Origin of the sequence: Delftia sp. WSY_22 (assembly GCF_043104185.1) — a bacterium.
Taxonomy (GTDB): domain Bacteria; phylum Pseudomonadota; class Gammaproteobacteria; order Burkholderiales; family Burkholderiaceae_C; genus Comamonas; species Comamonas tsuruhatensis.
In genome coordinates, this window is sequence record NZ_JBICKN010000014.1 from 19,087 (window position 1) to 44,448 (window position 25,362).

Consider the following 25,362-nt stretch of genomic DNA (forward strand, 5'->3'; position numbering starts at 1 on the left):
ACCGGCGGGGCATTTTCATGGGCGATTCAGAACTGGTATTTGGCCGTCAGCAGCAGCCTGCGCGGCACGCCGAAATAGTTGCCGCCGTTGTTCGTGCCCAGGGTCTCGAAATAGCGGCGGTCGAACAGGTTGCTGATGTTCATCTGCAGGTCCAGCTGCCGGTTCACCCGATAGCCGATGACCAGGTCGGCCACGGCATGGGCGGGCTGGCGGATTGCATAGCCCTCGGCGCTGGTCAGCGACTCGGACGTGGTGCGGCTCTGGTAGCGCAGGCCGCCGCCCACGCGCCATGCGCCCAGCTCGCCGCCCAGGTGGTACATGGCCGACAGCTTGAGCTGGTGGCGCGGCGTGTAGCTGGCATAGGGCGCGCCCTTGGCGCCTTCGGTGCTGTCGCTGGCGATCTCGGCCTGGGTGAAGGTATAGCCAAGGCCGGCGTTCAGGCGCGGCAGGATCTCGCCGCTGATGTCCACGTCCAGCCCCTTGCTCCTGACCTTGCCGACGGAGCGGTAGCAATTGGTCTTCACCGTGCAGGAGTTGATGTCCGCGATGGCCTGGGGCAGGTTGTCCTGCGTGGTGTTGAACACGGCAACGGCCAGGTTCACGCGCTCGTCCAGGTAGCTGCCCTTGAGGCCCAGCTCGAAGTTGCGGCCCTCCACCGGCGCCAGCATGCTGCCCGAGACATCCAGAAAATCCTGCGGCCGGAAGATGCTGGTGTAGCTGGCATAGGCCGAGTAGGTCTTGCTGATGTCATAGGTCAGCGCCGCATAGGGCGTGGCATGGGCTTTCTCGCTGAATTCGCGCTCCCGGCTCCAGCTGCCCTGGCGCTGGACGTTGGTGAAGTCGTACCAGTCCAGGCGCGCGCCGGCGATCAGGTTCAGCGGCTCGGCCAGCAGGAAGCGGCCCGTGGCATAGGCCGAGGTGAGCGTGGTCTTCTGGCGGCGCGTCCACAGGTCTTCGGCCAGCAGGCCGGAGCGGTCCAGCGAGTCGGGGTTCCAGGTATAGGGATCGACGCCATTGGCGATCAGCCATTCCCCCGTGGGCGACAGGTAGCTGTAGCCCTGGTCGCTCCAGCGGATGGTGCGGCGGCTGAGGCCGAAGGCCAGGTCATGCTCGCGGCCGAACAGGCGCACGGGGCCCTGGGCCGAGGCATCGAGGCTGAGCTGGCGCTTGTCGTAGTCGTAGAGGCCGCCGGCCACGTCGTAGCGCGTGCGGCCCTGGTCGTCCAGGCCGCCCGAGACCAGGTAGGCGCCGTCCAGCGCGGACTGGGCCTGCAGGGCGCGCGCGGCCAGCCTGGCCTTCCAGCCGTTGTCGAAGCGGTGCTCCAGGTCGGCGAACAGGCTGACCTCCTTCTTGTCCCATTTGCTCCAGGAGGGCGAGAAACGCCTGGATCGCGCAATGTCGAGGAAGGAGCCATCGAAGCCCATGGGCACGCCCATCCATTGCGAGCCGGGGTTGTCTTCGTTCACATAGGAGCCGCCCACGCTCAGCGTGGTGTCGCGCCCCAGGTCGAACTCGGCGGTGCCGTACAGCAGCTGGCGGCGGCTGCTATAGCCATCGATGAAGTGGTCGCGCGACTGGGCCGAGGCCACCACACGCCCGCGCGCCGAACCGTCCTCGTTGAGGGCGCCGCCCACATCGACCTCGCCCACGGCCTGGTTCCAGCTGCCGCCGCGCAGGGTGACCGAGCGCTGGGTGGTGCGCGGCGCGCGCTTGCGCACGAAGTTGATCGTGCCCGAAGGGTCGCCCACGCCCGTCATCAGCCCCGTGGGGCCGCGCACCACTTCCACGTGGTCTTACATGGCCATGGTGTCGTAGATGGAGGTGTCGGTTTCATACGAGACGGGCACGCCGTCCTGCAGGAACGAACCGATCACGAACCCGCGCGAGAAGTAGCGCGCCCGGTCGTCGCTCCAGCGGTTGATGGTGATGCCGGTGGCGCTGTTGGCCACGTCGTCGATGGACAGCATGCCCTGGTCGTCCATCTTCTGGCGCGTGACCACGGTGAGGGACTGGGGCGTCTCGCGGATGGACAGCGGCAGCTTGGTCGAGGTGCTCATCAGCCCCGTGGTGTAGGAGCCCGAGCCCTCGGTGGTCGTGGTCTCGCCCACGGCGGACACCGTGACTTCGGGCAGGGCCACGGTGCCGGCGGGCTTTTCCACCACCAGCGTGCCCTGGCTCACATGGCCTTCCAGCCCGCTGCCGCGCAGCAGCCGGGCCACGGCGGCGGCGGTGCTCAGGCGCCCTTCCACAGCGGGCGCACGGCGGCCCTGCACCAGTTCGGGCGCGGCCAGCAGCTGCAGGCCGGCCTGGCGGGCCAGTTGGGCCAGCGCCTGGTCTAGCGGCTGGGCGGGAATGTGGAAGTCGGTGCTGGCGGCCGTGGCCGGGGCCGGTGCTGCCTGGGCCAGCGCGGCTGGAGAAAGCTGCACGGCCAGCAGCGCGATGGCCGCGGCAACGGCATGGTGGCGGGCAAGGCGGGAAGGCTTGGAGGGGAATGAAGACATGGAAGGTCCCGTGGCGGATCTGGGCAATGGCGATTCCCGGGCTGCGAATGCGTCGCGTTCCCGGGTCCTCATGCCTATACGAACGGGCGCAGACATTCCCTCACGCCTGGTGCGCATGCGCCGTGCATTCCGGGGCCATGGGCGCATCAGCGCATCAGCTGCGGCGGCGGATGACCAGGGTGCGCCCGGTTCCCGGGCCCTGTTCCTCTTCCTGCACGCTGACCGGCAGGGTGCGCGGGAGCATGCGCAGCCAGCCCTGGGCCGCCGCAATGCGCACGCGCCCCAGCACGGGCAGGGCGGCGGCGTCGGGCTCCACGCGCAGTGGCTGCAGGCTGTAGCGCTCCAGGCGGCGGGCAACCTCGGCCAGCGGCGTGTTCTGGAAGTCCAGCCAGCCCTCGCGCCAGGCGGCCACTGCCGCAACCGTTTGCACGGCGGCCGTCTGGCCTGGCGCCAGGCGCAGCATCTGGCCTGCGCCCAGTGCATGCCGGGCGCCGCTGCCGTCGCGCACCTGCACGCGGCCCGCATCGACGGCGACCAGCACCGCATCGTCCTCCAGCGCCACCTCGAAGCGCGTGCCCAGCACGCTGACCTGTACGTCCGCCGCCTGGACCACGAAGGGCCGTTCCGTGTCGCGCGCCACGGCGAAGAAGGCGCTGCCGGCCAGCAGCCGCACCTGGCGGCGCGTGGCGTAGAAATCCACCTCGGTGCGGCTGGCGGCGTCCAGCGTCAGGGTGCTGCCGTCGGGCAGGGGCTGGTTCAGCAGGCGGCCGGTGGCCGTGGCCAGCCGCACCTGGTACTGCGGCATCCACTGGCGCCAGGCCAGCCAGATCGCCGGGCTGCCGACACCCAGGCCCGCCATCCCCAGCAGGGTGGACAGGGCGCGGCGGCGGCCCGTGCGTGGTGCGGGTGCGGCGATGTCTCCGCGCCAGCGGCGCAGCGAGGCTTCCACGCTGTCCATGGCGCGCATGACTTCGCGTTCCACGGTTTTGACCGAGACGCCGTGGCGCTCGGCCAGCTCGGCATGCGAGGCGTCCTCGATGCGGTCGGCCAGGAAGATGTCGCGGCAGCGCGCCGGCAACTGCGCCAGGGCGCCTTCGACCCCGGCCAGGGCCTGGCGGTAGGAATGGGTGTCGGCCACATCGGGACTGAGGGGGGAGGGCGGCTCGCCTTCCCTCGCGCTGGTGTCAAAGCGCTCGGCCGTGCGCTGGCCATGGCGCAGGTGGTCGATGGCGATGTTCTCCATCACCGCGTAGAGATAGGCGCGGCTGGCGCCTGGCGGACTGTCCGGCGCGGCGGGCGCATCGCTTTCGCCGCGCTGGCGTTCGGCCAGGCGTATCCAGGCGTCATGCACCAGGTCACGCGCGGCCTGCGGGCCGGCGCGGCGCGCCACGAAGCGCACCAGCTCGTGGTAGCTGTCCTGGAAGGTGCTCAGCAGGGAAGAGGAAGAGGCGGGCGCAGGCATGCGGGAGGCCCGAAGGCAGCACGGGAATCCCGCATTTTATGAAATGATTCTCATTTGCCGAATGTGCTACCCGCCGCGCACCCGGCAATGCCGGCCTAGAACCGCTCCCAGGGCATCAGGTAGCGCCACTGGCCTTCGGGCACCTTGGCCAGAGAGAGGCGGCCAATGCGCAGGCGGCGCAGGCTGACCACGCGCAGGCCCACTTCGGTGCACATGGCGTCGATCTCGTCGGGGGCGATGCCCTTGAGCGCAAAGCGCAGGTGGTTCTCGTTCTGCCAGCTCACGCGGCAGGGCGGCAGCTGGCGCTTGCCGATCGGCAGGCCGGCCTTCATCAGCTCCAGGCCGTCCTCGTGGATCTGGCCCTCGACGCCGACGATGCATTCCTGCTCCAGCCACATGCCTTCCTCGCCCAGCTTGCGCGCCACACGCTTGTCCTGGGTGTAGACGATGAGGCCGCTGGCCGGCAGCGGCAGGGGCAGGAAGGATTCCAGGTTCTTGAAGTGCTGGGCCAGCACCAGCAGCGGCATGGGCGTGTCCACCTGGGCCATGCTGGCTTCGCCCAGCAGGGAGTGGGCGCTGCGCACCCGGCCATAGGGCCGGCCCTGGGTATAGCCCGCAGGCTTGTTCATCAGCAGGGTGACGGGCGGCACGGCCTCGGGCTGGGCGCCGCTGCGCAGCGTGACCTGCTGCTCGGGGCGCACGCGCGTCTCGGGCAGTTGCACGACCTTGCCGTCCACCTGGACGTTGCCGGCGGTGATATGCAGCTCGGCCTCGCGGCGCGAGCATTGTTCCTGTTCGGCCAGGCGCTTGGCCAGGCGAACGCTTTCAGATTCAGACATGCGCGCAGCTTAACCAGATACCAGGCCCCGCGCGCGTCGTCGGTCATTGCCGGTCATTGCCGCCCGCACAGCGCACGGATGCGCTCCACATGCGCCAGCAGCGAGCGCTCGGCAATCGGCCACAGCTGCGGCGGGGCGTCGTCATAGGCCAGCCGCACCCAGTCCTGCACGCTGCCGTCGGGCTGTCTTTGCATGGCGGCCAGCACCTTGGCCTCGCGCGCCAGCCGGTGGGCCTTCAGCTTGGCGATCGCCTGGCGCGCAAAGCCCAGCACATAGCCATGGGCCGGCAGGATGAAGCGCGCATCGTGCGCGGCGCACAGCGCGTCCAGCCTGTCCAGCGAATCGATGTACTCGCGCATGTTGCCGTCGGGCGGATCGATGATGGTGGTGCTGCCGTTGAGGATGTGGTCGCCGCTGAACAGCAGGGCATCTTCCTCCAGCAGAAAGCACACGTGGTTGGCCGCATGGCCCGGCGTGAACACGGCCTGCAGCGTGTGGGTGACGGTGCCTTGCGCATCCTGCACGGCGATGCGCTGGCCATCTGCCAGCACGTGGTCTGGCGTGAAGCGGCTGGCCGGCCGGGCCGTGGGTGCCGAAGGCAGGCCGCCGATGGCCGGGCGTGGCTTGCCGGCCTGCACCGCCAGCGCCTGCAGCAGGGCAGCGCCCGGCGAATGGTCGGCATGGGAGTGGGTGCACAGGATGTGGCGTATGTCGCCGCCGGCCGCCTCGAACAGGCGCTGCACATGGGCGGCGTCGGCCGGGCCGGGATCGATGCAGATGTAGCCCGTGGCGGCATCGCCCACCAGATAGCTGTTGGTGCCGGGGCCGGTCATCACGCCGGGGTTGGGGGCCGTCAGGCGCAGCAGGTTCTTGCGCAGGGGCACGGCGCGCTCGCTCTGCCAGTCCAGCGTGTGCAGGATCTGGCCGTCCGGGCAGACCATTTCCAGCTCGCCGAAGGGGGCCTCGTCCTCCATGTGGCGGGCTTCCTTGCCATCGAGAAAGCCGGTGCGCGGGCAGCACTGCCACAGCGGCCGCTCGCCTTGCAGGGCGGCGAACACGGCATCGGTGCCCGCGAAGCGGCTGAGCCGGTCCAGCGTGCGGATGGTGGGAAAGATCATGGGAAAGCTGCCGGCGCGGTGGCGCTCCAGCGCCTGCTGGGGGCTCACCCAGATGGGCTCGAACTGTTCCGATCCGTCGGCGTCAGGCTCCTGGCCTTCGGGCATGCGCGCCACGAAGAAGGGCACATCGAAGCGCCGGGGCAGGTCGCGGTCGGCCGTCCAGTGGGCCAGGTACCACAGCGCATCCACGGCCAGGCGCAGGCCGCGTGCCTCGCACTGGGGAACCAGGGGAGCATTGCGGTCCAGCGTGGCCAGCTCGGCGGCCGATACCGGTCGGCCCTGGGCATCGTGGGCCAGCAAAATGCCGAGCTCCTCGAAAGTCTCGCGCAGGCCGGCGATGGCCTGGGTGACGCGCAGGCGGTCGCCGGCCTGGGCGGGGCGGGTGCTGGCGCAGGCATGGGCGGCGTCGGCAGAGTCCTGGGCCTCGATGCCGCCGCCCGGGAAGACATAGGCGCTGGGCACGAAGCTGGCCTTGGGCGAGCGCCTTGTCATGAGCACTTCCAGTCCGCTGCCATCGGCGCGGTCGCGCATCAGCAAAACGGTGGAGGCCTTGAGCGTGTCTACGGGCTGGCGCTGGGGGTGCAGGAGCTGGCTGGGGCGGGTCATGGGGGCATTATGCGGATGGACCTGCATCGTGCTGTTGCGCCGGAGACGCAGGCAGCTGGATGGCGCTCTGCGCCAGGGCATGCCCCGGATTGCGCCATGAGGCTGCCGTGCAGGGGATAATCGCGGGATGCAGATCCGCTTTACCAAGATGCAGGGCGCTGGCAACGATTTCGTGGTCCTTGACGAAACCGCCGGCCCGCTGGGCCTGAGCGCAGCCCAGTACCGCTTTCTGGCCCACCGCCAATTCGGCGTGGGCGCCGACCAGATCCTCACGGTGCGGCCCTCGCCCGCCGAAGGCATCGACTTCGAATACGTGATCCACAACGCCGACGGCGGCGAGGTCGAGCAGTGCGGCAACGGCGCGCGCTGCTTTGCCCGCTATGTGCACGACAAGGGACTGACGGACAAGTCCGTCATCCGCGTGCAGACGCTGGCCGGCCTCATCGCCCCCGAGCTGCATGCCGATGGCCGCGTCACCGTGGACATGGGCCAGCCCGTGCTGGAGCCCGCCCTGGTGCCCTTCGATGGTGCAGGCCTGGTTCCCCGCCCGCTGGGTGCGGCGCAGCAATGGCCTCTGCAGCTGGGCGACGAGGCCACGGTCTGGATCGCCCCCGTTTCCATGGGCAACCCGCATGCGGTGCAGCTGGTGGACGATGTGGACCATGCGCCCGTGGCCACCTGGGGCCCGCTGATCGAGCGCCATGCGCGCTTTCCCCAGCGCGTCAATGCGGGATTCATGCAGATCGTCGATCGCGGCCAGATCCGGCTGCGTGTGTACGAGCGCGGTGCCGGCGAGACGCTGGCCTGCGGCACGGGCGCCTGCGCGGCCGTGGTGGCCGGCATCCGCTGGGGGCTGCTCGACGCGCGCGTCGATGTGCACACCCGCGGCGGCCGGCTGACCATCGAGTGGGACGGCGGCGCAGTGCGCATGACCGGCCCCGCAGAGTTTGTTTTTGAAGGACAGATCGAGGTTCCCGACCAGCCATGAACAGCACTACCGATATCGCCGTCACCGAAGAGACGATTGCCGACTACCTGCTGAACCATCCGGAATTCTTCGAGCGCCACGCCGAGATGCTCGCGCGCGTGCAGCTGGTCAGCAGCCACAGCCCGCGCACCGTAAGCCTGCAGGAACGCCAGGCCGAGATGCTGCGCGAGAAGATCAAGGGCCTGGAGCACCGCATCATGGACATGATGCGGCACAGCAGCGAGAACGCCTCCATCGCCGACAAGCTGCACGCCTGGAGCTGCGCCCTGGCCAAGGTCCAGGACCTGCGCGAACTGCCCCATGCGCTGACGGCCAGCCTGCAGCATGTCTTCGAGGTGCCCCAGGTGGCCCTGCGCCTGTGGAACGTCTCCGGCGCGCAGACCAGCAGCATCTACACCATGGGCGTCAGCGACGATGCCAAGTCCTTCGCTGCCTCGCTGACCATGCCGTTTTGCGGCCCCAACATGGGCTTCGAGCCCGGCGGCTGGCTGGTCGATCCCGACGCGGCCCAGTCCCTGGCCCTGCTCACCCTGCACGATGGCGACCCCGGCAACCCGGCCCATGCCTTCGGCATGCTGGTCCTGGGCTCGCCCGATCCGCTGCGCTTCGAGGCCACCATGGGCACGGAATTCCTCTCGCGCATCGCGGCCCTGGCCAGCGCGGCCCTCTCGCGCATGCGGCCCGTGGCGCTGACCCTGGCGCGCGGCTGATCGGCTGAAAGCCCATGCCGGGGGCATCGGACAGGGACGGGCTCCCGGAAGGCGGCCTTCCGGCAGAGGATCTGGAGGCGGAGGACCTGGCGCTGCTCCCCTCCGCCGTCCATGCCTATCTGGAGCATGTGCGCGTGCAAAAGCGCCTGGCCGACCGCACCTGCGAGCTCTATGCGCTGGACATGGCCCGGCTGTGCGCCATGGCCCGCGACGCCGGCCAGGAACTGCTGGCGCTGCAGCCCGCCCACATCCGCCGCTTCGTGGCCCGGATGCATTCCCGGGGCCGCAGCCCGCGCGGCATTGCGCTCATCCTGTCCGGCTGGCGCAGCTTCTTCCGCTGGGCGGCCCAGCAGTCGCTGGTGCCTTTCAATCCTGTGGAGGGCGTGCGCGGCCCCAAGGCACCCAAACCCCTGCCCAAGGCATTGGGCGTGGATGACGCCGTGCAGCTGGCCGCCTTCAGCAACGCCGATGCCGACCCCTGGATCGAGGCGCGCGACGCCGCCATCACCGAATTGCTGTACAGCTGCGGCCTGCGCGTGGGCGAGCTGGTGGGGCTGGACGTGGCGCCCGGCCAGGACACGCAGCGCCAGGGCCGTGGCTGGATAGACCTGCAGTCCGCCGACGCCCACGTGCAGGGCAAGGGCGGCAAGCGCCGCACCGTGCCCGTGGGAGCGGCCGCGCTGCAGGCGCTGCAGCGCTGGCTGGCCCTTCGGGAAACGGGTCTTGCGGGGGCGGCCGCGCAGGCTGCGCAGCACGAACCCGCCCTTTTCATCGGCCGGCGCGGCGAGCGCCTGGGCGCGCAGTCGGTCTGGGCGCGGCTGCGCCAGCGCGGGCAGCAGTCCGGCCTGTCGGCCGGTGTCCATCCCCATGTGCTGCGGCATTCGTTCGCCAGCCACATGCTGCAGTCCAGTGGCGATCTGCGCGCCGTGCAGGAGCTGCTGGGCCACGCCAGCATCTCGACCACGCAGATTTACACGCGCCTGGATTTCCAGCATCTGGCCCAGGCCTACGAGAGCGCCCACCCGCGCGCGCGCCGCAAGAGCGGCGACAGCAGGCAAGTCGGCGAAATCGGCGAAACCCCTGAAAAGGACAACCTCGAATAAAAAAGGCCAAGCCCTCTGGCAAAACAGCACTTGACAGGCTCGCTAAACTTATTCGGAACGTCTTTTCGACAAGGCCCGTCCATGGTGGACGGGCCTTGCCGCTTCCCTTTGCTGAATTTTCTGAAAGCAATCCCATGGCACTGATTCCCGTCACCATCCTTACCGGCTTCCTGGGCTCGGGCAAGACCACGCTGCTCAAGCGCGTGCTCAGCGAGTCCCACGGCATGAAGATCGCCGTGATCGAGAACGAGTTCGGCGAAGAAAACATCGACACCGACATTCTCAAGACGGAGTCCAAGGAGCAGATCCTGCAGATGAGCAACGGCTGCATCTGCTGCACCATCCGCGAAGACCTGCGCGAGACCCTGCAGCTGCTGGCCTCCAAGCGCCGCAAGGGCCTGGTGGAGTTCGACCGCATCGTGATCGAGACCACGGGCCTGGCCGATCCCGGTCCCGTCGCCCAGACCTTCTTCATGGACGACGAGATCGCCGAGACCTATCTCATCGACTCCATCCTGACCCTGGTCGACGCCAAGCACGCCAACCAGCAGCTGGACGACCGCCAGGAAGCGCGCCGCCAGGTCGGCTTTGCCGACCAGCTCTTCCTGTCCAAGACCGACCTGGTCAGCGAGGACGAGAAGAACGCGCTCATCCACCGCCTCAAGCACATGAACCCGCGCGCGCCCATCCGCGCCGTGCATTTCGGCGAAGTGCCCCTGAACGAAGTCTTCGACCTGCGTGGCTTCAACCTCAATGCCAAGCTGGACATCGATCCCGACTTCCTCAAGGAAGACGATCACGACCACGGCCATGATCACAAGCACGAGCATGGCGAGCACTGCAGCCATGACCACGAGCATGACGAGAACTGCGGGCACGACCACGCCCACAGCCACGCCCATGATCACGAGCACGGCGAACACTGCAATCATCCTCACCACCATCACCACGATGACGACGTCAAGAGCTTCGTCTACCGTGCCGACCGCGCGTTCGACCCTGCCCGCCTGGAGGACTTCCTGGGCGCCATCGTCAACATCTATGGCCCGCGCATGCTGCGCTACAAGGGCGTGCTGAACATGCAGGGCACGGAGCGCAAGGTCATCTTCCAGGGGGTGCACCAGCTCATGGGCAGCGACCTGGGACCGCAATGGGCCGAAGACGAAAAGCGCCAGAGCAAGATGGTCTTCATCGGCATCGACCTGCCCCAGGACATCTTCCTGCAGGGCCTGGAGCAGTGCCTGGTCTGAGCCGTCTGTGAACTTTTGTGAGGAATCACATGGTTTTTGCTGACATCTGATTGACGCAGGAGCCGCCCGCATCTGCAGGCGGTTCCTCTGCTTTCATGTGGGGTATGTGCAACGGCTTGCGCTCCTGTAGAGCATCGATACAATCGCGCCCCTGAAGAGAGCCCCCAAGCCCAATGGACTGCCCCGCAGGGGTCGCCCATACCGTGAGGAGACAGCAAGTGAGCGCCGAATCCAGCAAGAAGCCGTCAGTGGCCGCCCAGGCCCCGGCTGCAAGCCAGAAGGCCGCGGTCCGCACTGCGGTCGGCGTCGTCGACCTGGCCTCCCGCGCCGGCTGGAAAAGGGCTCTTTGCACGCACGGCCGCCGCACGGCCTGGATTGCCGCACCCCGCCGCAAGGGGAAGCCGGCAGGTTCCGCAACTGCGGCGATCGGCTGTCCTACATGGCATTCGACCCGGGCGCCTCGATTGACAGTACCATCCATGGCCCCGTCCGATGCCCCCGGCTCGGACTAAGTTAGCGAAACCAACACTATGCCTACCACTACGCAAACGCCTTCGTCGGGATCGACGAAACGAGACCCCAAGCTGGCCAATGCCTGGAAGACCAAGTCGGCGGAGGAGCTGACGGATGCCGAAGTGCTGGCCATGTCCGATGACGACTACATGAATGAGAAGCAGATGGCGTTTTTCCGCCTGAAGCTGCTCACTCTCAAGCACGACATGCACACCAACGCGGGCGAGACGGCAGAAAACCTGCGCGAGGACACCGTGGTGGTTCCCGATCCGGCCGACCGCGCCACCATCGAGGAAGAGCACGCGCTGGAACTGCGCACCCGCGACCGCGAGCGCAAGCTGCTCAAGAAGATCGAGCAATCCATTGCACGCATCGACGCAGGCGACTACGGCTACTGCGACGAAACCGGCGAGCCCATCGGCGTGGGCCGCCTGCTGGCCCGTCCCACGGCCACGCTGTCGCTGGAAGCCCAGCAGCGACGCGAGCTCAAGCAGAAGATGTACGGAGATTGAGTTGCGGCAACGGCCTTCGGAACGGTGGTGCTAATCTGATTCGCCATGGCAAAAGAAGAGAGCAGCAAATCGGGAGGGTTGTTGTCCAAGGTGGTGCGCTTTGTGCGCCACCCGACGGTCAATTGGTCCGATCTCGACGGCCTCGACGCTGACCAGGAGAGCCAGTACAGCAAGCAGGCGCTCAAGGAAATGATCGAGCGCAAGCGCCGCAACGATTTCGTGCGCAAGCGCGAGTTCGACCAGCTGCGCCGCCTGCGCCAGGCCGAGTTGCAACAGGCCTCCCGGCCGGGCAGCGCATCTGTCGGTGTCGGCGTGCCCGGACCGGCTGCGCAGGGCTCGCAATTCCTCAGCAGCCTGCTGAGCTCCAAATCCTCCGGCGAGCGCGCCGTCACGCTCAAGAAGATCGACGAGATCGAGGCCCAGATGTCCCAGCAATGGTGGCGGGGCAAGCAGGCGGCCGATGCAACCACCATTCCCATGGCGCTGCCCGCTGGCGGCAACCCCGCGCCGGCGTCGTTTCGCAAGCAGCCGCCGCCGGGCCAGATTCCCATGCTCAGCGACGTGGTGCCTGCGGCCATCGCCTCGGCCGGCGACGTGGCGGCCTTTGCCACCACCTTGCCCATGAGCCTGGCACCTGCGCCGCAGGTGCCGTCCGTCTCCACGGCTCCCCTCATGGATTCCATGCCCATGGCCCGCCCTCTGCGGCCATTGGAAGGGGCCACCGATTTTCTGCCCGCCTTCGCGGCCACCGAGGTCTCTGCCCCGCAGCCCATGGACATGGTGCCGCCATCCTTCGTGGTGTTCGAGCACGATCCCGACCTCGAAGAGCCGGCCATCCTCTTTGCCAATGGCGACGTGGACGGCGCCGAGCAGGGCATGCTGGAGCTGATCGAGCGGCGCGATGTGCCTGCGCAACTGCCGGTCTGGCTGGCCTTGCTGGACCTGTACCGCGCGGCCGATCGCCCGCTGCAGTTCGACAAGGCCGGCATTGAATTCGCGGCGCGCTTCGGCCGCTCCGCTCCCCAGTGGTTCGCGATGCCGCAGCAGCGCACCGCCGCGATGGCGCCCCTTCCCGGCGCAGCGGCAGGGCGCGGCTGGCGCTGGAGCGCTCCTGCCCAGGTCACGCCCAGCGCCGTCACGGCGCTGAAGGCCTCCCAGGCCAAGGCCGCCGGTCCCTGGACCCTGGACTGGGCTGCCGTGACCCACATCGACGAGGCGGCAGCCACCGCCTTGGAGGCGCTGCTGCAGCAATGGGCCGATTCCCAGGGCGTATTCGTGCTGCTCAACGCGGACCGGCTGCAGGCGCTGCTGGGTGAGCTGGCTCCGTCGGGCGACTCCGCTGTGGATACGCTGTGGTGGCGCCTGCGCATGGCCGTGCTGCGCCTGATGAACCGGCAGGATGATTTCGAGCTGGTGGCCCTGGACTACTGCGTGACCTACGAAGTCTCGCCACCTGCATGGGTGGACCCGGTCTGCCAGTGCCTGACGCAAGCCGTCGAGTCCGGCGGTGCACAAGCCCCTGTGCAGCCGGGCGCTGCCGCCCCGGCGGATGCCGTGCGATTTGCGCTGTCCGGCACCATCGAAGGCGATGCCTCCACCTGGCTGGACCCGGTGCAGGAAGGCGCCAGCCTGGGCGAGCCGGTGTTCATCGACTGCACCCAGCTGGTGCGCATGGACTTTGCGGCGGCCGGCTCCGTGCTCAACTGGGCGGCCCACATGCAGTCGCTGGGCCATGTGCTGCAGTTCGGTCAGCTGCACCAGCTGGTGGCCGTATTCTTCAATGTGATCGGCATCCAGGAGCATGCGCAGGTAACGCCGAGACGGGACTGACCTGCCGAGCGGCGGCATTCTTTGGAGGGGCTCTTGAGAAGGCGGGAGCCGCCCTCATCTGGCACCGCTATGGAACAGTATCACGGCACCACCATCATCAGCGTGCGCCGGCAGACCCCCGAAGGCGTGCAGGTCGCCATCGGTGGCGATGGCCAGGTCACATTGGGCAACATCGTCGTCAAGGGTACGGCGCGCAAGGTGCGCAAGCTCTACCACGGCAAGGTGCTGGCCGGCTTTGCCGGCGCCACGGCCGACGCCTTCACGCTGTTCGAGCGCTTCGAGGCCAAGCTGGAAAAGCACCAGGGCCATCTGACGCGCGCGGCCATCGAGCTGACCAAGGACTGGCGCACCGACCGCGTGCTGCGCCGGCTGGAGGCCATGCTGGCCGTGGCCGATGAATCGGCCTCGCTGATCATCACCGGCAACGGCGATGTGCTGGAGCCCGAGCAGGGCATCGTGGCCATCGGATCGGGTGGCGCCTACGCGCACTCGGCGGCCAAGGCGCTGCTGACCAACACCGAGCTGTCGGCCGAGGAGATCGTGCGCAAGTCGCTGGCGATTGCCGGCGAGCTGTGCATCTACACCAACATGCATCACACGGTCGAGACGCTCTGAGACCCTCGCGGCGCGGGCGGTTCTCGCCCGGCCATTGAAACGGATAGCCGCCAGCGGCCAGGTAACGGAAGCGGGGCTGGCGGCGCAATGCTTCGAATACACACCATGTCCTCTGCCATGACCCCCCAGGAGATCGTCTCCGAACTGGACCGCCACATCGTCGGCCAGACCGGTGCCAAGCGCGCCGTGGCCATCGCTTTGCGCAACCGCTGGCGCCGCCAGAACGTGGCCGACGGCCTGCGCCAGGAAATCACGCCCAAGAACATCCTCATGATCGGCCCCACCGGCGTGGGCAAGACCGAGATCGCGCGCCGCCTGGCGCGGCTGGCCGATGCGCCCTTCATCAAGGTCGAGGCCACCAAGTTCACCGAAGTGGGCTACGTGGGCAAGGACGTGGACGCCATCATCCGCGATCTGGCCGAGGTCGCCGTCAAGCAGACGCGCGAGGCCGACATGAAGAAGCTGCGCCTGCGCGCCGAAGACGCTGCAGAGGACCGCATCCTCGACGTGCTCGTGCCCCAGGCCCGCAGCGGCGAGGTGGCTGCCGACAGCACGGCTCGCCAGGTCTTTCGCAAGAAGCTGCGCGAAGGCCAGCTCGACGACAAGGAAATCGATATCGACGTGGCCGACGCGCCGCCTCAGGTGCAGATCATGGGCCCGCAGGGCATGGAGGAGATGGCCGAGCAGCTGCGCGGCATGTTCAGCCACATGGGCCAGGAAAAGCGCAAGACGCGCAAGCTGCGCATTGCCGAGGCCATGAAGCTGCTGACCGACGAGGAAGCGGCCAAGCTCGTCAACGAGGAAGACGTGCGCACGCGCGCCATTGCCAATGCGGAGCAAAACGGCATCGTCTTCATCGACGAGATCGACAAGGTCGCCACGCGCCAGGAAAGCAGCGGCTCCGACATTTCGCGCCAGGGCGTGCAGCGCGACCTGCTGCCCCTGGTCGAGGGCACCAGCGTCTCCACCAAGTACGGCGTGGTCAAGACCGACCACATCCTGTTCATCGCCTCGGGCGCCTTCCACCTGTCCAAGCCCAGCGACCTCATCCCCGAGCTGCAGGGCCGCTTTCCGATCCGCGTGGAGCTGGAGTCGCTGTCGGTCCAGGACTTCGAAGCCATCCTCACCCAGACCCATGCCTCCCTGGTCAAGCAGTACCAGGCGCTGCTGGCCACCGAAGGCGTCACGCTGGAGTTCACGCCCGAAGGCATCACCCGGCTGGCCGGCATCGCCTTCGAGGTCAACGAGCGCACCGAGAACATCGGCGCGCGCCGCCTGTCCACCGTGCTCGAGCGGCTGCTGGACGAGGTCAGCTTCGATGCGGCCAAGCTTTCGGGGCAGACCGTCACCATCGACGCGGCCTACGTGGACCAGCGCCTGCAGTCCCTGAGCCAGGACGAAGACCTGTCTCGCTTCATCCTCTGAAGCCTGCCCCGGCGGCCGAGCGGCCGCCATCGAAGTGACTGCCCGCATTGCCGGGCAGTCACTTTTTGTAGGAGGCCGGCCCGAGTTGCACCCGGTCGCCAGCGAATTGAATCGTTGCAATTGCCTGCCGGGATTGAGAGTTCACTTGCAATCACTCCCCTAAGTGCTTGTAAAGTCTCGGGTTTTTGTCATCACTCACATTGCATTCGATCTCTAAGTTGTTGATTTCATTGCAAATAATTGTCCATTCCCGGGTTGTGAAACACCAAATTGCTGCTACAGTGCAAAAAAGTGCAATTAAGTGGTGAAAGTTGCCTTTGTGCCCCGATTTCCGGGACGCGATGGCTCCAACCGACCGGGGTGACTGACCGTGTTTCAAGGGGCGTCCTCGCTGAATCTCGATGGCAAGGGGCGGCTGTCTGTGCCGACCCGGCATCGTGACGCCCTCTTGGCCATGGCGCAGGGCCAGGTCACCCTCACCAAACACCCCCATGGTTGCCTGATGCTGTTCCCGCGCACGGAGTGGCTGCAGTTCCGCGAGCGGATCGCGCAGCTGCCCATGTCGGCGCAGTGGTGGAAGCGCATCTTCCTGGGCAACGCCATGGACGTGGACATGGATGCCACCGGCCGTGTGCTGGTGTCGCCCGAGTTGCGCGACGCCGTGGGTCTGACCAAGGAGGTCGTGCTGCTGGGCATGGGCAACCATTTCGAGCTGTGGGACAAGGCCACTTATGAGGCACATGAAGCGAAGGCCATGCAGGAAGAGATGCCTGCGGCCTTCCAGGATTTTGCTTTCTAGGAAAGAGGCGTTCTCTTGAATCAGCCGTTGCAACACATCACCGTTTTGCTCGACGAGGCCGTCGATGCGCTGCTGGACGGCGCCGCGCAGCCCGTTGCCGGGCAATGGGTGGACGCGACGTTCGGGCGAGGCGGGCATTCCCGGCGCATCCTCCAGCGGCTAGGGCCGGGCGGGACCTTGCTGGCGTTCGACAAGGACCCGGACGCGATCGAAGAGGCAGCGCGCATCACCGATGCGCGTTTTTCGATTCGGCACGAAGGGTTTCGCCACCTGGGCGAGTTGCCGGCCGGCAGCGTGCAGGGCGTGCTGATGGACCTGGGGGTGAGCTCTCCCCAGATCGACAACCCCGAGCGTGGCTTCAGCTTCCGCTTCGAGGGTCCGCTGGACATGCGCATGGACACCACGCGCGGTCAGAGCGTGGCGGACTGGCTGGCGGAAGCCGATGCCCAGCAGATTGCGGAGGTGATACGTGACTACGGCGAAGAACGGTTTGCTGGCCCCATTGCAAAGGCGATTGTTGCTCGGCGCGAAAGCCAGGGGCCCCTTCGCAATACCGCGGAGCTTGCCGAGCTCGTGGCTGGCGCGGTCCGGACCCGCGAGGCTGGGCAGAACCCAGCGACACGCACATTCCAGGCTCTTCGGATTTTCATCAATGCCGAGCTTGAAGAACTCGAACAGGCGCTAGAGGCCAGCCTGCGCGTGCTCGCGCCGGGCGGGCGCCTGGTGGTGATCAGCTTCCACTCGCTGGAAGACCGCATCGTCAAGCAGTTCATTGCCAGGCATTCCAAGGAAGTCTATGACCGGCGCGCACCCTTTGCCGCGCCCACACCCATGCGCCTTGAAGCCCTGGGCCGCATCAAGCCCAGCGAGGCCGAGGTCGCCGCCAATGCGCGTTCGCGCTCGGCCGTGATGCGCGTGGCCCGCCGCACCGAGGTGCCTGCATGAAGCGCACGCACCGTCGTCTGGCGCAAGAGGAGGGCGTGGCATGCTGCGCCTGAACCTCGTGCTGCTGCTGGCGGTGATGGCCAGCGCCATCTTCCTGGTGCACAACCAGTACGAGTCGCGCCGGCTGTTCACCGAACTGGACCGCGCCGTGGCCGAATCGCGCCGCCTGGCCACCGAGCAGCAGCGCCTGCAGGTGGAAAAGCGCGCCCAGGCCACGCCGCAGCGCATCGAGGTTATGGCGCGCGAGCGTCTGCAGATGAAGCCGGCCACGCCGGCCATCGCCCAGTACGTCAATGACGATGCGCGCACGGGAGTGGCTCCATGACGCGCAGCGTGCTCTACACCTCCAGCCCCTTGCTGGCGTCCAAGACACCCCTGTGGCGCAGCAAGATGATCGTGGCCATGCTGGGCCTGGGCTTTGTCGGCCTGGGCGCACGCGCGGCCTATGTGCAGGTGTTCGGCAACGACTTCTTCCAGCGCCAGGGCCAGGTGCGCTTTGCGCGCACGCTGGAGCTGCCGGCCAACCGCGGCCGCCTGCTGGACCGCAATGGACTGATCCTGGCCTCCAGCGTGCCGGCCGCCAGCATCTGGGCCATTCCCGAAGATGTCGAGCAGGACGACCCCGAGGTCAAGGCCAAGCTCAAGCAGCTGGCCGCGCTCATGGAGATGCCGCTGCCCGCGCTGATGGAAAAGCTGGCCGACGAGGACAAGACCTTCGTCTGGATCAAGCGCCAGCTCGACTGGGACGTGGGCCAGCAGATCCATGCCCTCAACATCAAGGGCATCTACCAGCGCAAGGAATACAAGCGCCAGTACCCGGAAGGCGAATCGGCCGCCCACATCGTGGGCTTCACCAATGTGGAAGACCATGGCCAGGAAGGCATGGAGCTGGCCTTCGACAAGGAGCTGGGTGGCAAGCCCGGCTCGCGCCGCGTGATCAAGGACCGCCTGGGCCGCGTGGTCGAGGGCGTGGGCGAGGAAGTGCCGCCGCAGGACGGCCGCGACATCCAGCTGTCCGTGGACAGCAAGGTCCAGTACTTCGCCTACCAGAAGCTCAAGGAGCAGGTCATCGCGCACAAGGCCAAGGCGGGCAGCGTGGTGGTCATGGATGCGCACACCGGCGAATTGCTGGCCCTGGCCAACTACCCCAGCTACGTGCCCGACAAGCGCAAGAACCTGACGGGCGAGCAACTGCGCAACCGCGCCATCACCGACACCTTCGAGCCCGGCTCGACCATGAAGCCCATCACCATCGGCCTGGCGCTGGAGTCGGGCCGCTTCAAGCCGGAAACGCCCATCGACACCACGCCGGGCCGCGTCAACGTCACGGGCTCGACGATTTCCGACACCCACAACTACGGCCTGCTCACCGTGGCCGGCGTGATCCAGAAGTCCAGCAACGTGGGCACGACCAAGATCGCGCTGCAGATGCCGGCCAAGGAAATGTGGGAAACCTTCTCGGCCGTGGGCTTCGGCCAGAAGCCGCAGATCTCCTTTCCCGGCGCCGCCAGCGGTCGCCTGCGTCCCTACAAGACCTGGAGGCCGGTGGAGCAGGCCACCATGGGCTATGGCTACGGCCTGTCCGCCAGCCTGCTGCAGATGACGCGCAGCTACACCGTCTTTGCCAACGGCGGGCGCGTGATCCCGGCCACCATGGTCAAGACCGACGAGCCGCCCGTGGGCGTGCCCGTGTTCTCTCCGCGCACGGCCAACGAGGTGCGCAAGATGCTGGCCCTGGCGGCCGGCCCCGGCGGCACGGGCCAGCGCGCCCAGACCATCGGCTACTCGGTGGGCGGCAAGTCGGGCACGGCCCGCAAGCAGCAGGGCAAGGGCTATGCCGCCGGCAAGTACCGCGCCTGGTTCACGGGCATGGCGCCCATCGAGAACCCGCGCATCATCGTCGCCGTGATGGTGGACGAGCCCAGTGCCGGCACCATCTACGGCGGCACCGTGGCGGCACCCGTGTTCAGCGAAGTGGTGCAGCAGACGCTGCGCCTGATGGGCGTGCAGCCCGATATGGAAGTCAAGCCCTTGATCGTCGCCAATCCCGTGGAGGAGCCCTCGCTATGAGTTCCTCCCAAGCCCTGCTGATGCTGTCGTCGGCCACCGAGGCTGTCCAATGGCTGGCCGCCCGCCTGCAAGGCAGCGGCACGCTGCAGACCGACAGTCGCAAGGTCCGGCCCGGCGATGCCTTCATTGCCTGGCCCGGCGCGGCCACCGATGGCCGCGCCCATGTGGCCTCGGCCCTGGAGCGCGGCGCCGTGGCCTGCCTGGTCGAAGCGCAGGGCGTCGAGCCCTTCGGTTTTTCCGGCGAGCACATCGCGGCCTTGCCCGGCCTCAAGGCCGCCACGGGCCTGATCGCCGACCAGTGGTTCCAGCATCCCAGCGCCCGGATCGACGTGCTGGCCGTCACCGGCACCAACGGAAAGACCACCACGGCCTGGTGGCTGGCGCATGCGCTGGCCCAGGTGAAGCTGCAGGAACGCAGCGGCTGCGCCCTGGTGGGCACGCTGGGCGTGGGCATCCCGCCCGCCCTGGAATCCACGGGAATGACCACGCCCGACCCGGTGCGGCTGCAGCGCGCATTCCGCGAGTACGCCGATGCGGGCCTGGCGGCCTGCGCCATCGAGGCCTCGTCCATCGGCATCGTCGAGCACCGGCTGGACGGCACGCGCATCCGCGTGGCGATGTTCACCAATTTCACGCAGGACCATCTCGACTACCACGGCAGCATGCAGGCCTACTGGGATGCCAAGGCCGCGCTGTTCGACTGGCCCGGCCTGCAGGCCGCCGTCGTCAATGTGGACGACGCGCACGGCGCGCGCCTGTGGGCCACGCTGCAGTCGCGCCCATCCTCTGCCGCGCTCGATGTCTGGAGCATTTCCATCGAGGGCGCGGCGCGCCTGCAGGCCAAGGACATCGCGCTGGGCGCCGAGGGCCTGAGCTTCACCGTGATCGAGGCCGGCCACAGCCTGCGCATGCACACGCGCATGGTGGGCCAGTACAACGTATCCAACCTGCTGGGTGTGCTGGCAGCGCTGCGCTGCCTGGGCCTGAGCCTGGACCAGGCCGTCGCTGCCTGCGCCCACCTGGAGCCCGTGCCCGGCCGCATGCAGCAGATCGTCCAGCCCGGCCAGCCGCTGGTGGCCGTGGACTACGCCCACACGCCTGACGCGCTGGACAAGGCCCTGCGCGCCTTGCGCCCGGCCGCCGAGCAGCGCCAGGGCCGGCTGTGGTGCGTGTTCGGCTGCGGTGGAGACCGCGATGCCACCAAGCGGCCGCTCATGGGGCAGGCCGCCCAGAAGAATGCCGACTGCGTGCTGGTCACCAGCGACAACCCGCGCAGCGAAGTGCCCGACCGCATCATCGACCAGATCCTGGCCGGCATGCAGCCGGGCGAGAACCTGCAGTCCCAGGCCGATCGCGCGGCGGCCATCGCCCAGGCGATCGCGCACGCCAGCGAACGCGACGTGGTGCTGATCGCCGGCAAGGGACATGAGGACTACCAGGAGACGGCAGGCCAGCGCCATCCGTTCTCCGACATGGCCGAGGCGCGCAAGGCGCTGGCGGCCCGTGAAGGAAAGAAGCGGTCATGATGACCTTGCAACAAGCGCTGGAGCTGATCCAGTCGCATATCCCCCAGGCACGGCTGGTCGGCAACGGCCAGACCGTGCTCACGCGCGTGCACACCGACACCCGCACGCTGCAGGCCGGGGATCTGTTCGTCGCCTTGAAGGGCGAGCGTTTCGATGCCAACCAGTTCCTGGTCCAGGCCCGCGAGGCCGGTGCCGCCGCAGCCCTGGCCCATGGCGGCCTGGAGGCTGCAGGCCTGTCCGGCATCGAAGTGCCCGATTCGCTGGCCGCCCTGGGCGCGCTGGCCACGGCCTGGCGCGCGCGCTTTGCGCTGCCGCTGATCGCCGTCACCGGCAGCAACGGCAAGACCACGGTCACGCAGATGGTGGCCTCCATCCTGCGTGCCCATGCGGGCGAGGCGGCGCTGGCCACGCGCGGCAACTTCAACAACTCCATCGGCCTGCCGCTGAGCCTGATGCGCATGACCGGCCAGCACCGCGTGGCCGTGCTGGAGATGGGCATGAACCATCCCGGCGAGATTGCCGAGCTGGCCGCCATCGGCCAACCCACGGTGGCCCTGGTCAACAACGCCCAGCGCGAGCACCAGGAATTCATGCACACGGTCGAGGCCGTGGCGCGCGAAAACGGCAGCGTGCTGCTGGCCCTGCCCGCCGACGGCGTGGCCGTGTTCCCCGCAGGCGACACCTACACGCCGCTGTGGCGTGAGCTGGCGGGCGCCCGCCAATGCCTGCTGTTCGGCGAGTCTGGCGACGGCGCCCATATCCACGCGCGTGACGCGCTGTGGCTGGGCGATGCCTGGCAGTTCACCCTGGCCACGCCCGAGGGCGAGGCGCCGGTGCGCCTGCACATCGCCGGCCGCCACAACGTGCGCAACGCGCTGGCCGCAGCGGCCTGCGCCCAGGCTGCCGGCGTGCCGCTGGCCGACATCGCACGCGGCCTGAGCGTGTTCGAGCCCGTGCAGGGCCGCTCGCGCGCGCTGAGCGTTTCGGTGCAAGGTCGCCCGGTCACCGTGATCGACGACAGCTACAACGCCAATCCCGATTCGGTGGCCGCGGCCATCGAGGTACTGCGCGAACTGCCCGCTCCCCAGCTGCTGGTGCTGGGCGACATGGGCGAGGTCGGCGATCAGGGGCCGCAATTCCATGCCGAGGCGGGCGCGCTGGCGCGCAGCCTGGGCATTGCCCGGCTGTTCACGCTGGGCGCGCAAAGCACATCCGCCGCCACCGCATTCGGTGCAGGTGCCCGGCATTTCGAAGACATGGCCTCGCTGCAACAGGCAGCCTGTGCCGCGCTGCCCGAGGTGGGTAGCATTCTGGTCAAGGGTTCGAGGTTCATGAAGATGGAGCAGGTGGTTCAGGCGGTCGAGGCGGCCGGCAAGGATGACGGTTGCAAGAAGGAGGCCGCATGCTGCTGATGCTGTCCCAATGGCTGCAGGGCCTGTCCCCCGAGTTCGGCTTTCTGCGCGTCTTCCAGTACCTCACGATGCGCGCCGTGATGGCCGCGCTCACGGCCCTGGTCATCGGCCTGCTGGCCGGACCGCGCCTGATCCGCATGCTGACCTCGCTCAAGATCGGCCAGCCCGTGCGCGGCTACGGCATGGAAACCCATCTGGCCAAGAGCGGCACGCCCACCATGGGCGGGGCGCTGATCCTGCTGTCCATCGCCGTGTCCACGCTGCTGTGGTTCGACCTGTCCAACCGCTTCGTCTGGATCGTGCTGCTGGTCACTCTGGGCTTCGGCACCATCGGCTGGGTCGATGACTGGCGCAAGGTGGTCAACAAGGACCCCGAGGGCATGCGCTCGGGCGAGAAATATTTCTGGCAGTCCGTCATCGGACTGCTGGCCGCGCTCTACCTGGTGTTCTGCATTTCGGAGAACACCAATGCCCAGGTCTTCGAGCTGTTCGTGACCTGGGTGCAGTCGGGCTTTTCGCTGGACCTGCCCCCCAAGGCCGGCCTGCTTGTTCCCTTCTTCAAGGAAGTCAGCTACCCGCTGGGCGTGCTCGGCTTCGTGGTCATGACCTACCTGGTCATCGTGGGCGCCAGCAATGCGGTGAACCTGACCGATGGCCTGGACGGCCTGGCCATCATGCCTGTGATCATGGTGGGCTCGGCCCTGGGCATCTTTGCCTACGTCACCGGCAATGCCGGCTACGCCAAGTACCTGCTGTTCCCGCACATCCCGGGCTCGGGCGAGCTGCTGGTGTATTGCGCGGCCATGGCCGGAGCGGGTCTGGCCTTTCTGTGGTTCAACGCCCATCCGGCCCAGGTCTTCATGGGCGACGTGGGCGCGCTGGCGCTGGGCGCTTCGCTGGGCACCATCGCCGTGATCGTTCGCCAGGAAATCGTGCTGGCCATCATGGGCGGCATCTTCGTGGTCGAGGCGCTGTCGGTGATGCTGCAGGTCACCTGGTTCAAGTTCACCAAGAAGCGCTATGGCGAAGGCCGTCGCCTGCTCAAGATGGCGCCGCTGCACCACCATTTCGAGAAGAGCGGCTGGAAGGAAACCCAGGTCGTGATCCGCTTCTGGATCATCACCATGCTGCTGTGCCTGCTGGGCCTGTCCACGCTGAAGCTGAGGTGAGTCCATGAACACCGAAGACTTCAAGACCGAACCTCCTGCGCTGCCGGCTGGCGAGCCCGCTGTCCCGGCGCTGCATGCCGAACTGGCCAAGGGGGCCGACTTTGCCTCGGAGTCTGCCGGCGAGCGGGCGGACGAGCCGGTCGCGGATCCGGTCCTGGACGATTCGCCGGCTGCGGCTCTGGAAGGCGCAGAGCAGCCGCTGGCTGCGGAGCCTTCGCAGGCGCTCGGGCTTGAGGCAGCCCCGGCCCCTGCGGCGATGACCGAGCCTGTACCCGACATCTCCACGCTGACGGCGGCCAGGGATGCCGCTGCCTTCGTGGCCCAGATCTTTGCCGACCCCAGCATCTCGGATTCCTCCGACGCCGAGGTCACCCCGGTCGCCACCGAAGAGGCGGTTGAAGCCGAACAGGTACTGCCACCCGTGGCTGCCGGCTGGCCCGGCGAGCAGGCCCAGCACCTGCAGGGCCAGCGCGTGCTCATCCTGGGCCTGGGCGCCTCGGGCCTGGCCATGGCGCGCTGGTGCGTGCGCTGCGGCGCCGAAGTCATCGTGGCCGATACGCGCCAGGCGCCGCCCCAGCTGGAACAGCTGTCCGCCGAACTGCCCCAGGCGCGCTTCGTGCCCGGAGATTTCACGGCCCAACTGGTGGACGGCCAGAGCCTGGGGCTGGTCTACCGCTCGCCCGGCCTGAGCCCGGCCGCCGTGGCGCCCGTGGTCGACACGGCCCGGGCCCAGGGCCTGCCCGTGGGCGGCGAACTCGATCTCTTCGCCATGGCGCTCAAGGCCCTGGCCGCAGCCCATGGCTACCGTCCCACCGTGCTGGGCATTACCGGAACCAATGGCAAGACCACGGTCACCTCGCTGACCGGCCAACTGCTGGAGCATGCCGGCCTGCGCGTGGCGGTGGCGGGCAATATCGGCCCCACGCTGCTGGACACGCTGACCCAGGCCATCGATGCCGAAACGCTGCCCCAGGCCTGGGTGCTGGAGCTGTCCAGCTTCCAGCTCGACGGCGTGCAGATGTTCGAGCCCACGGCCGCCGCCGTCCTCAATATCACCCAGGACCACCTGGACTGGCACGGCAGCCTGCGCGCCTATGCCGATGCCAAGGCCTGTATCTTCGGCAGCAGCGGCATCATGGTGCTCAACCGCGAGGACCCCGAGGTCATGCGCATGCTGCCGGCACCCGTGGTGCCGCCGGGCAAGCGCCAAAAGCCCCAGCAGCGCGCCCACATCACCTTCGGCGGCGACATGCCGCGCCGCCCCGGCGACTTCGGTCTGGAAGTGGTCAGCGGCATGACGTGGCTGGTGCGCGCCCATGAGGCCGACGAAACCGCCAAGGGCAAGAACGCCGAAGACCTGTACATCCAGCGCCTGATGCCCGCCGACGCGCTGCGCATCCGTGGCCGGCACAACGCCATCAATGCCCTGTCCGCCCTGGCCCTGGCCAGCGCGGGCGGCTGCACGCTGGCGCCCCTGCTCTACGGCCTGCGCGAGTACCGGGGCGAGCCGCACCGCGTCCAGCCCATCGGCCGCGTCAACGGCGTGGAGTACTACGACGACAGCAAGGGCACGAACGTGGGCGCCACCGTGGCCGCGCTGTCGGGCCTGGGGCCTGACCACCGCATCGTGGTCATCCTGGGCGGTGACGGCAAGGGCCAGGATTTCTCTCCGCTGGCCGCACCCGTGTCGCGCCACGTGCGCGCCGCCGTGCTGATCGGCCGCGACGCGGGCCGCATCCGCGCTGCGCTGCAGGACTGCGGCGTGCCCCTGGTCGATGCCACCACCATGGCCGATGCCGTGGAGCTGGCCGCCTCGCGCGCCCATGAAGGCGACGCCGTGCTGCTGTCGCCCGCCTGCGCCAGCCTGGACATGTTCCGCAACTACGAGGACCGGGCCCAGCAGTTCGTCGATGCCGTGCGCGCGCTGGCGCTGGATGCCGGGCATGAACTCGGAGGTGCTGCATGAGCG

Annotated in this window: 19 protein-coding genes and 1 pseudogene; 16 read left to right on the forward strand and 4 right to left on the reverse strand. The window is 68.0% G+C overall.

Features of this window, described 5'->3' with window-relative positions:
- Positions 1-26: 26 nt before the first annotated feature.
- From ACF8NF_RS08215 to ACF8NF_RS08230, 4 genes and pseudogenes are all read right to left on the reverse strand, one after another.
- Positions 27-2,501, reverse strand: a pseudogene (locus ACF8NF_RS08215) (TonB-dependent siderophore receptor).
- Positions 2,502-2,655: 154 nt separating this feature from the next.
- The gene (locus ACF8NF_RS08220; protein ID WP_392450420.1) at positions 2,656-3,963 is read right to left on the reverse strand and encodes a sigma-70 family RNA polymerase sigma factor; all 1,308 of its coding nucleotides are present in this window, start codon (positions 3,961-3,963) and stop codon (positions 2,656-2,658) included.
- Between the two features lie 95 nt (positions 3,964-4,058).
- Entirely contained in the window at positions 4,059-4,802 is a 744-nt protein-coding gene (locus ACF8NF_RS08225) for a pseudouridine synthase (protein WP_012203381.1), read from the reverse strand.
- Between the two features lie 53 nt (positions 4,803-4,855).
- Positions 4,856-6,526 (reverse strand): MBL fold metallo-hydrolase, encoded by a 1,671-nt coding sequence (locus tag ACF8NF_RS08230; protein WP_034366279.1) that lies wholly within the window; start codon positions 6,524-6,526, stop codon positions 4,856-4,858.
- A gap of 127 nt (positions 6,527-6,653) precedes the next feature.
- Here ACF8NF_RS08230 and dapF point away from each other — a divergent pair, with 127 nt between their 5' ends.
- From dapF to murD, 16 genes are all read left to right on the forward strand, one after another.
- A complete protein-coding gene (dapF, locus tag ACF8NF_RS08235) occupies positions 6,654-7,514 on the forward strand; it encodes a diaminopimelate epimerase (protein WP_016448046.1) in 861 nt (286 codons plus the stop codon).
- Positions 7,511-8,224, forward strand: a complete 714-nt coding sequence (locus tag ACF8NF_RS08240; RefSeq protein ID WP_016448045.1) for a DUF484 family protein — start codon at positions 7,511-7,513, stop codon at positions 8,222-8,224. Before dapF ends, ACF8NF_RS08240 begins: the two co-directional genes overlap by 4 nt.
- Before the next feature lie 14 nt (positions 8,225-8,238).
- Positions 8,239-9,327, forward strand: a complete 1,089-nt coding sequence (locus ACF8NF_RS08245; RefSeq protein ID WP_392450423.1) for a tyrosine recombinase XerC — start codon at positions 8,239-8,241, stop codon at positions 9,325-9,327.
- Between the two features lie 134 nt (positions 9,328-9,461).
- Positions 9,462-10,577 (forward strand): GTP-binding protein, encoded by a 1,116-nt coding sequence (locus tag ACF8NF_RS08250; RefSeq protein WP_016448043.1) that lies wholly within the window; start codon positions 9,462-9,464, stop codon positions 10,575-10,577.
- A 530-nt stretch (positions 10,578-11,107) separates the two neighbouring features.
- Positions 11,108-11,602: an RNA polymerase-binding protein DksA gene (gene dksA / locus ACF8NF_RS08255; protein WP_016448042.1), complete on the forward strand. Its 495-nt coding sequence runs from the start codon at positions 11,108-11,110 to the stop codon at positions 11,600-11,602.
- A 45-nt stretch (positions 11,603-11,647) separates the two neighbouring features.
- On the forward strand, positions 11,648-13,432 hold the full coding sequence (locus ACF8NF_RS08260) for an STAS domain-containing protein (protein ID WP_392450425.1): 1,785 nt from the start codon (positions 11,648-11,650) through the stop codon (positions 13,430-13,432).
- Between the two features lie 69 nt (positions 13,433-13,501).
- Complete coding sequence (gene hslV, locus ACF8NF_RS08265) at positions 13,502-14,047, forward strand: ATP-dependent protease subunit HslV (protein ID WP_392450427.1); 546 nt, start codon at positions 13,502-13,504, stop codon at positions 14,045-14,047.
- A 105-nt stretch (positions 14,048-14,152) separates the two neighbouring features.
- The gene (hslU, locus tag ACF8NF_RS08270; RefSeq protein ID WP_193616008.1) at positions 14,153-15,472 is read left to right on the forward strand and encodes an ATP-dependent protease ATPase subunit HslU; all 1,320 of its coding nucleotides are present in this window, start codon (positions 14,153-14,155) and stop codon (positions 15,470-15,472) included.
- A 370-nt stretch (positions 15,473-15,842) separates the two neighbouring features.
- Entirely contained in the window at positions 15,843-16,271 is a 429-nt protein-coding gene (gene mraZ / locus ACF8NF_RS08275; protein ID WP_026062826.1) for a division/cell wall cluster transcriptional repressor MraZ, read from the forward strand.
- 15 nt (positions 16,272-16,286) lie between these two features.
- The gene (gene rsmH / locus ACF8NF_RS08280) at positions 16,287-17,216 is read left to right on the forward strand and encodes a 16S rRNA (cytosine(1402)-N(4))-methyltransferase RsmH (RefSeq protein WP_016448037.1); all 930 of its coding nucleotides are present in this window, start codon (positions 16,287-16,289) and stop codon (positions 17,214-17,216) included.
- A gap of 40 nt (positions 17,217-17,256) precedes the next feature.
- A complete protein-coding gene (gene ftsL / locus ACF8NF_RS08285) occupies positions 17,257-17,541 on the forward strand; it encodes a cell division protein FtsL (RefSeq protein WP_012203393.1) in 285 nt (94 codons plus the stop codon).
- The gene (locus tag ACF8NF_RS08290) at positions 17,538-19,286 is read left to right on the forward strand and encodes a penicillin-binding protein 2 (protein ID WP_013804112.1); all 1,749 of its coding nucleotides are present in this window, start codon (positions 17,538-17,540) and stop codon (positions 19,284-19,286) included. Before ftsL ends, ACF8NF_RS08290 begins: the two co-directional genes overlap by 4 nt.
- Positions 19,283-20,812 carry a UDP-N-acetylmuramoyl-L-alanyl-D-glutamate--2,6-diaminopimelate ligase gene (locus ACF8NF_RS08295; RefSeq protein WP_016453129.1) on the forward strand — a complete coding sequence of 510 codons (1,530 nt, stop codon included), beginning with the start codon at positions 19,283-19,285 and terminating at the stop codon, positions 20,810-20,812. The genes ACF8NF_RS08290 and ACF8NF_RS08295 overlap by 4 nt, the downstream gene beginning before the upstream one ends.
- On the forward strand, positions 20,809-22,224 hold the full coding sequence (murF, locus tag ACF8NF_RS08300; protein ID WP_047217442.1) for a UDP-N-acetylmuramoyl-tripeptide--D-alanyl-D-alanine ligase: 1,416 nt from the start codon (positions 20,809-20,811) through the stop codon (positions 22,222-22,224). The genes ACF8NF_RS08295 and murF overlap by 4 nt, the downstream gene beginning before the upstream one ends.
- The gene (mraY, locus tag ACF8NF_RS08305; protein WP_016448034.1) at positions 22,215-23,393 is read left to right on the forward strand and encodes a phospho-N-acetylmuramoyl-pentapeptide-transferase; all 1,179 of its coding nucleotides are present in this window, start codon (positions 22,215-22,217) and stop codon (positions 23,391-23,393) included. Before murF ends, mraY begins: the two co-directional genes overlap by 10 nt.
- 4 nt (positions 23,394-23,397) lie before the next feature.
- The gene (gene murD, locus ACF8NF_RS08310) at positions 23,398-25,359 is read left to right on the forward strand and encodes a UDP-N-acetylmuramoyl-L-alanine--D-glutamate ligase (protein WP_392450428.1); all 1,962 of its coding nucleotides are present in this window, start codon (positions 23,398-23,400) and stop codon (positions 25,357-25,359) included.
- The last annotated feature ends 3 nt before the right edge of the window (positions 25,360-25,362 follow it).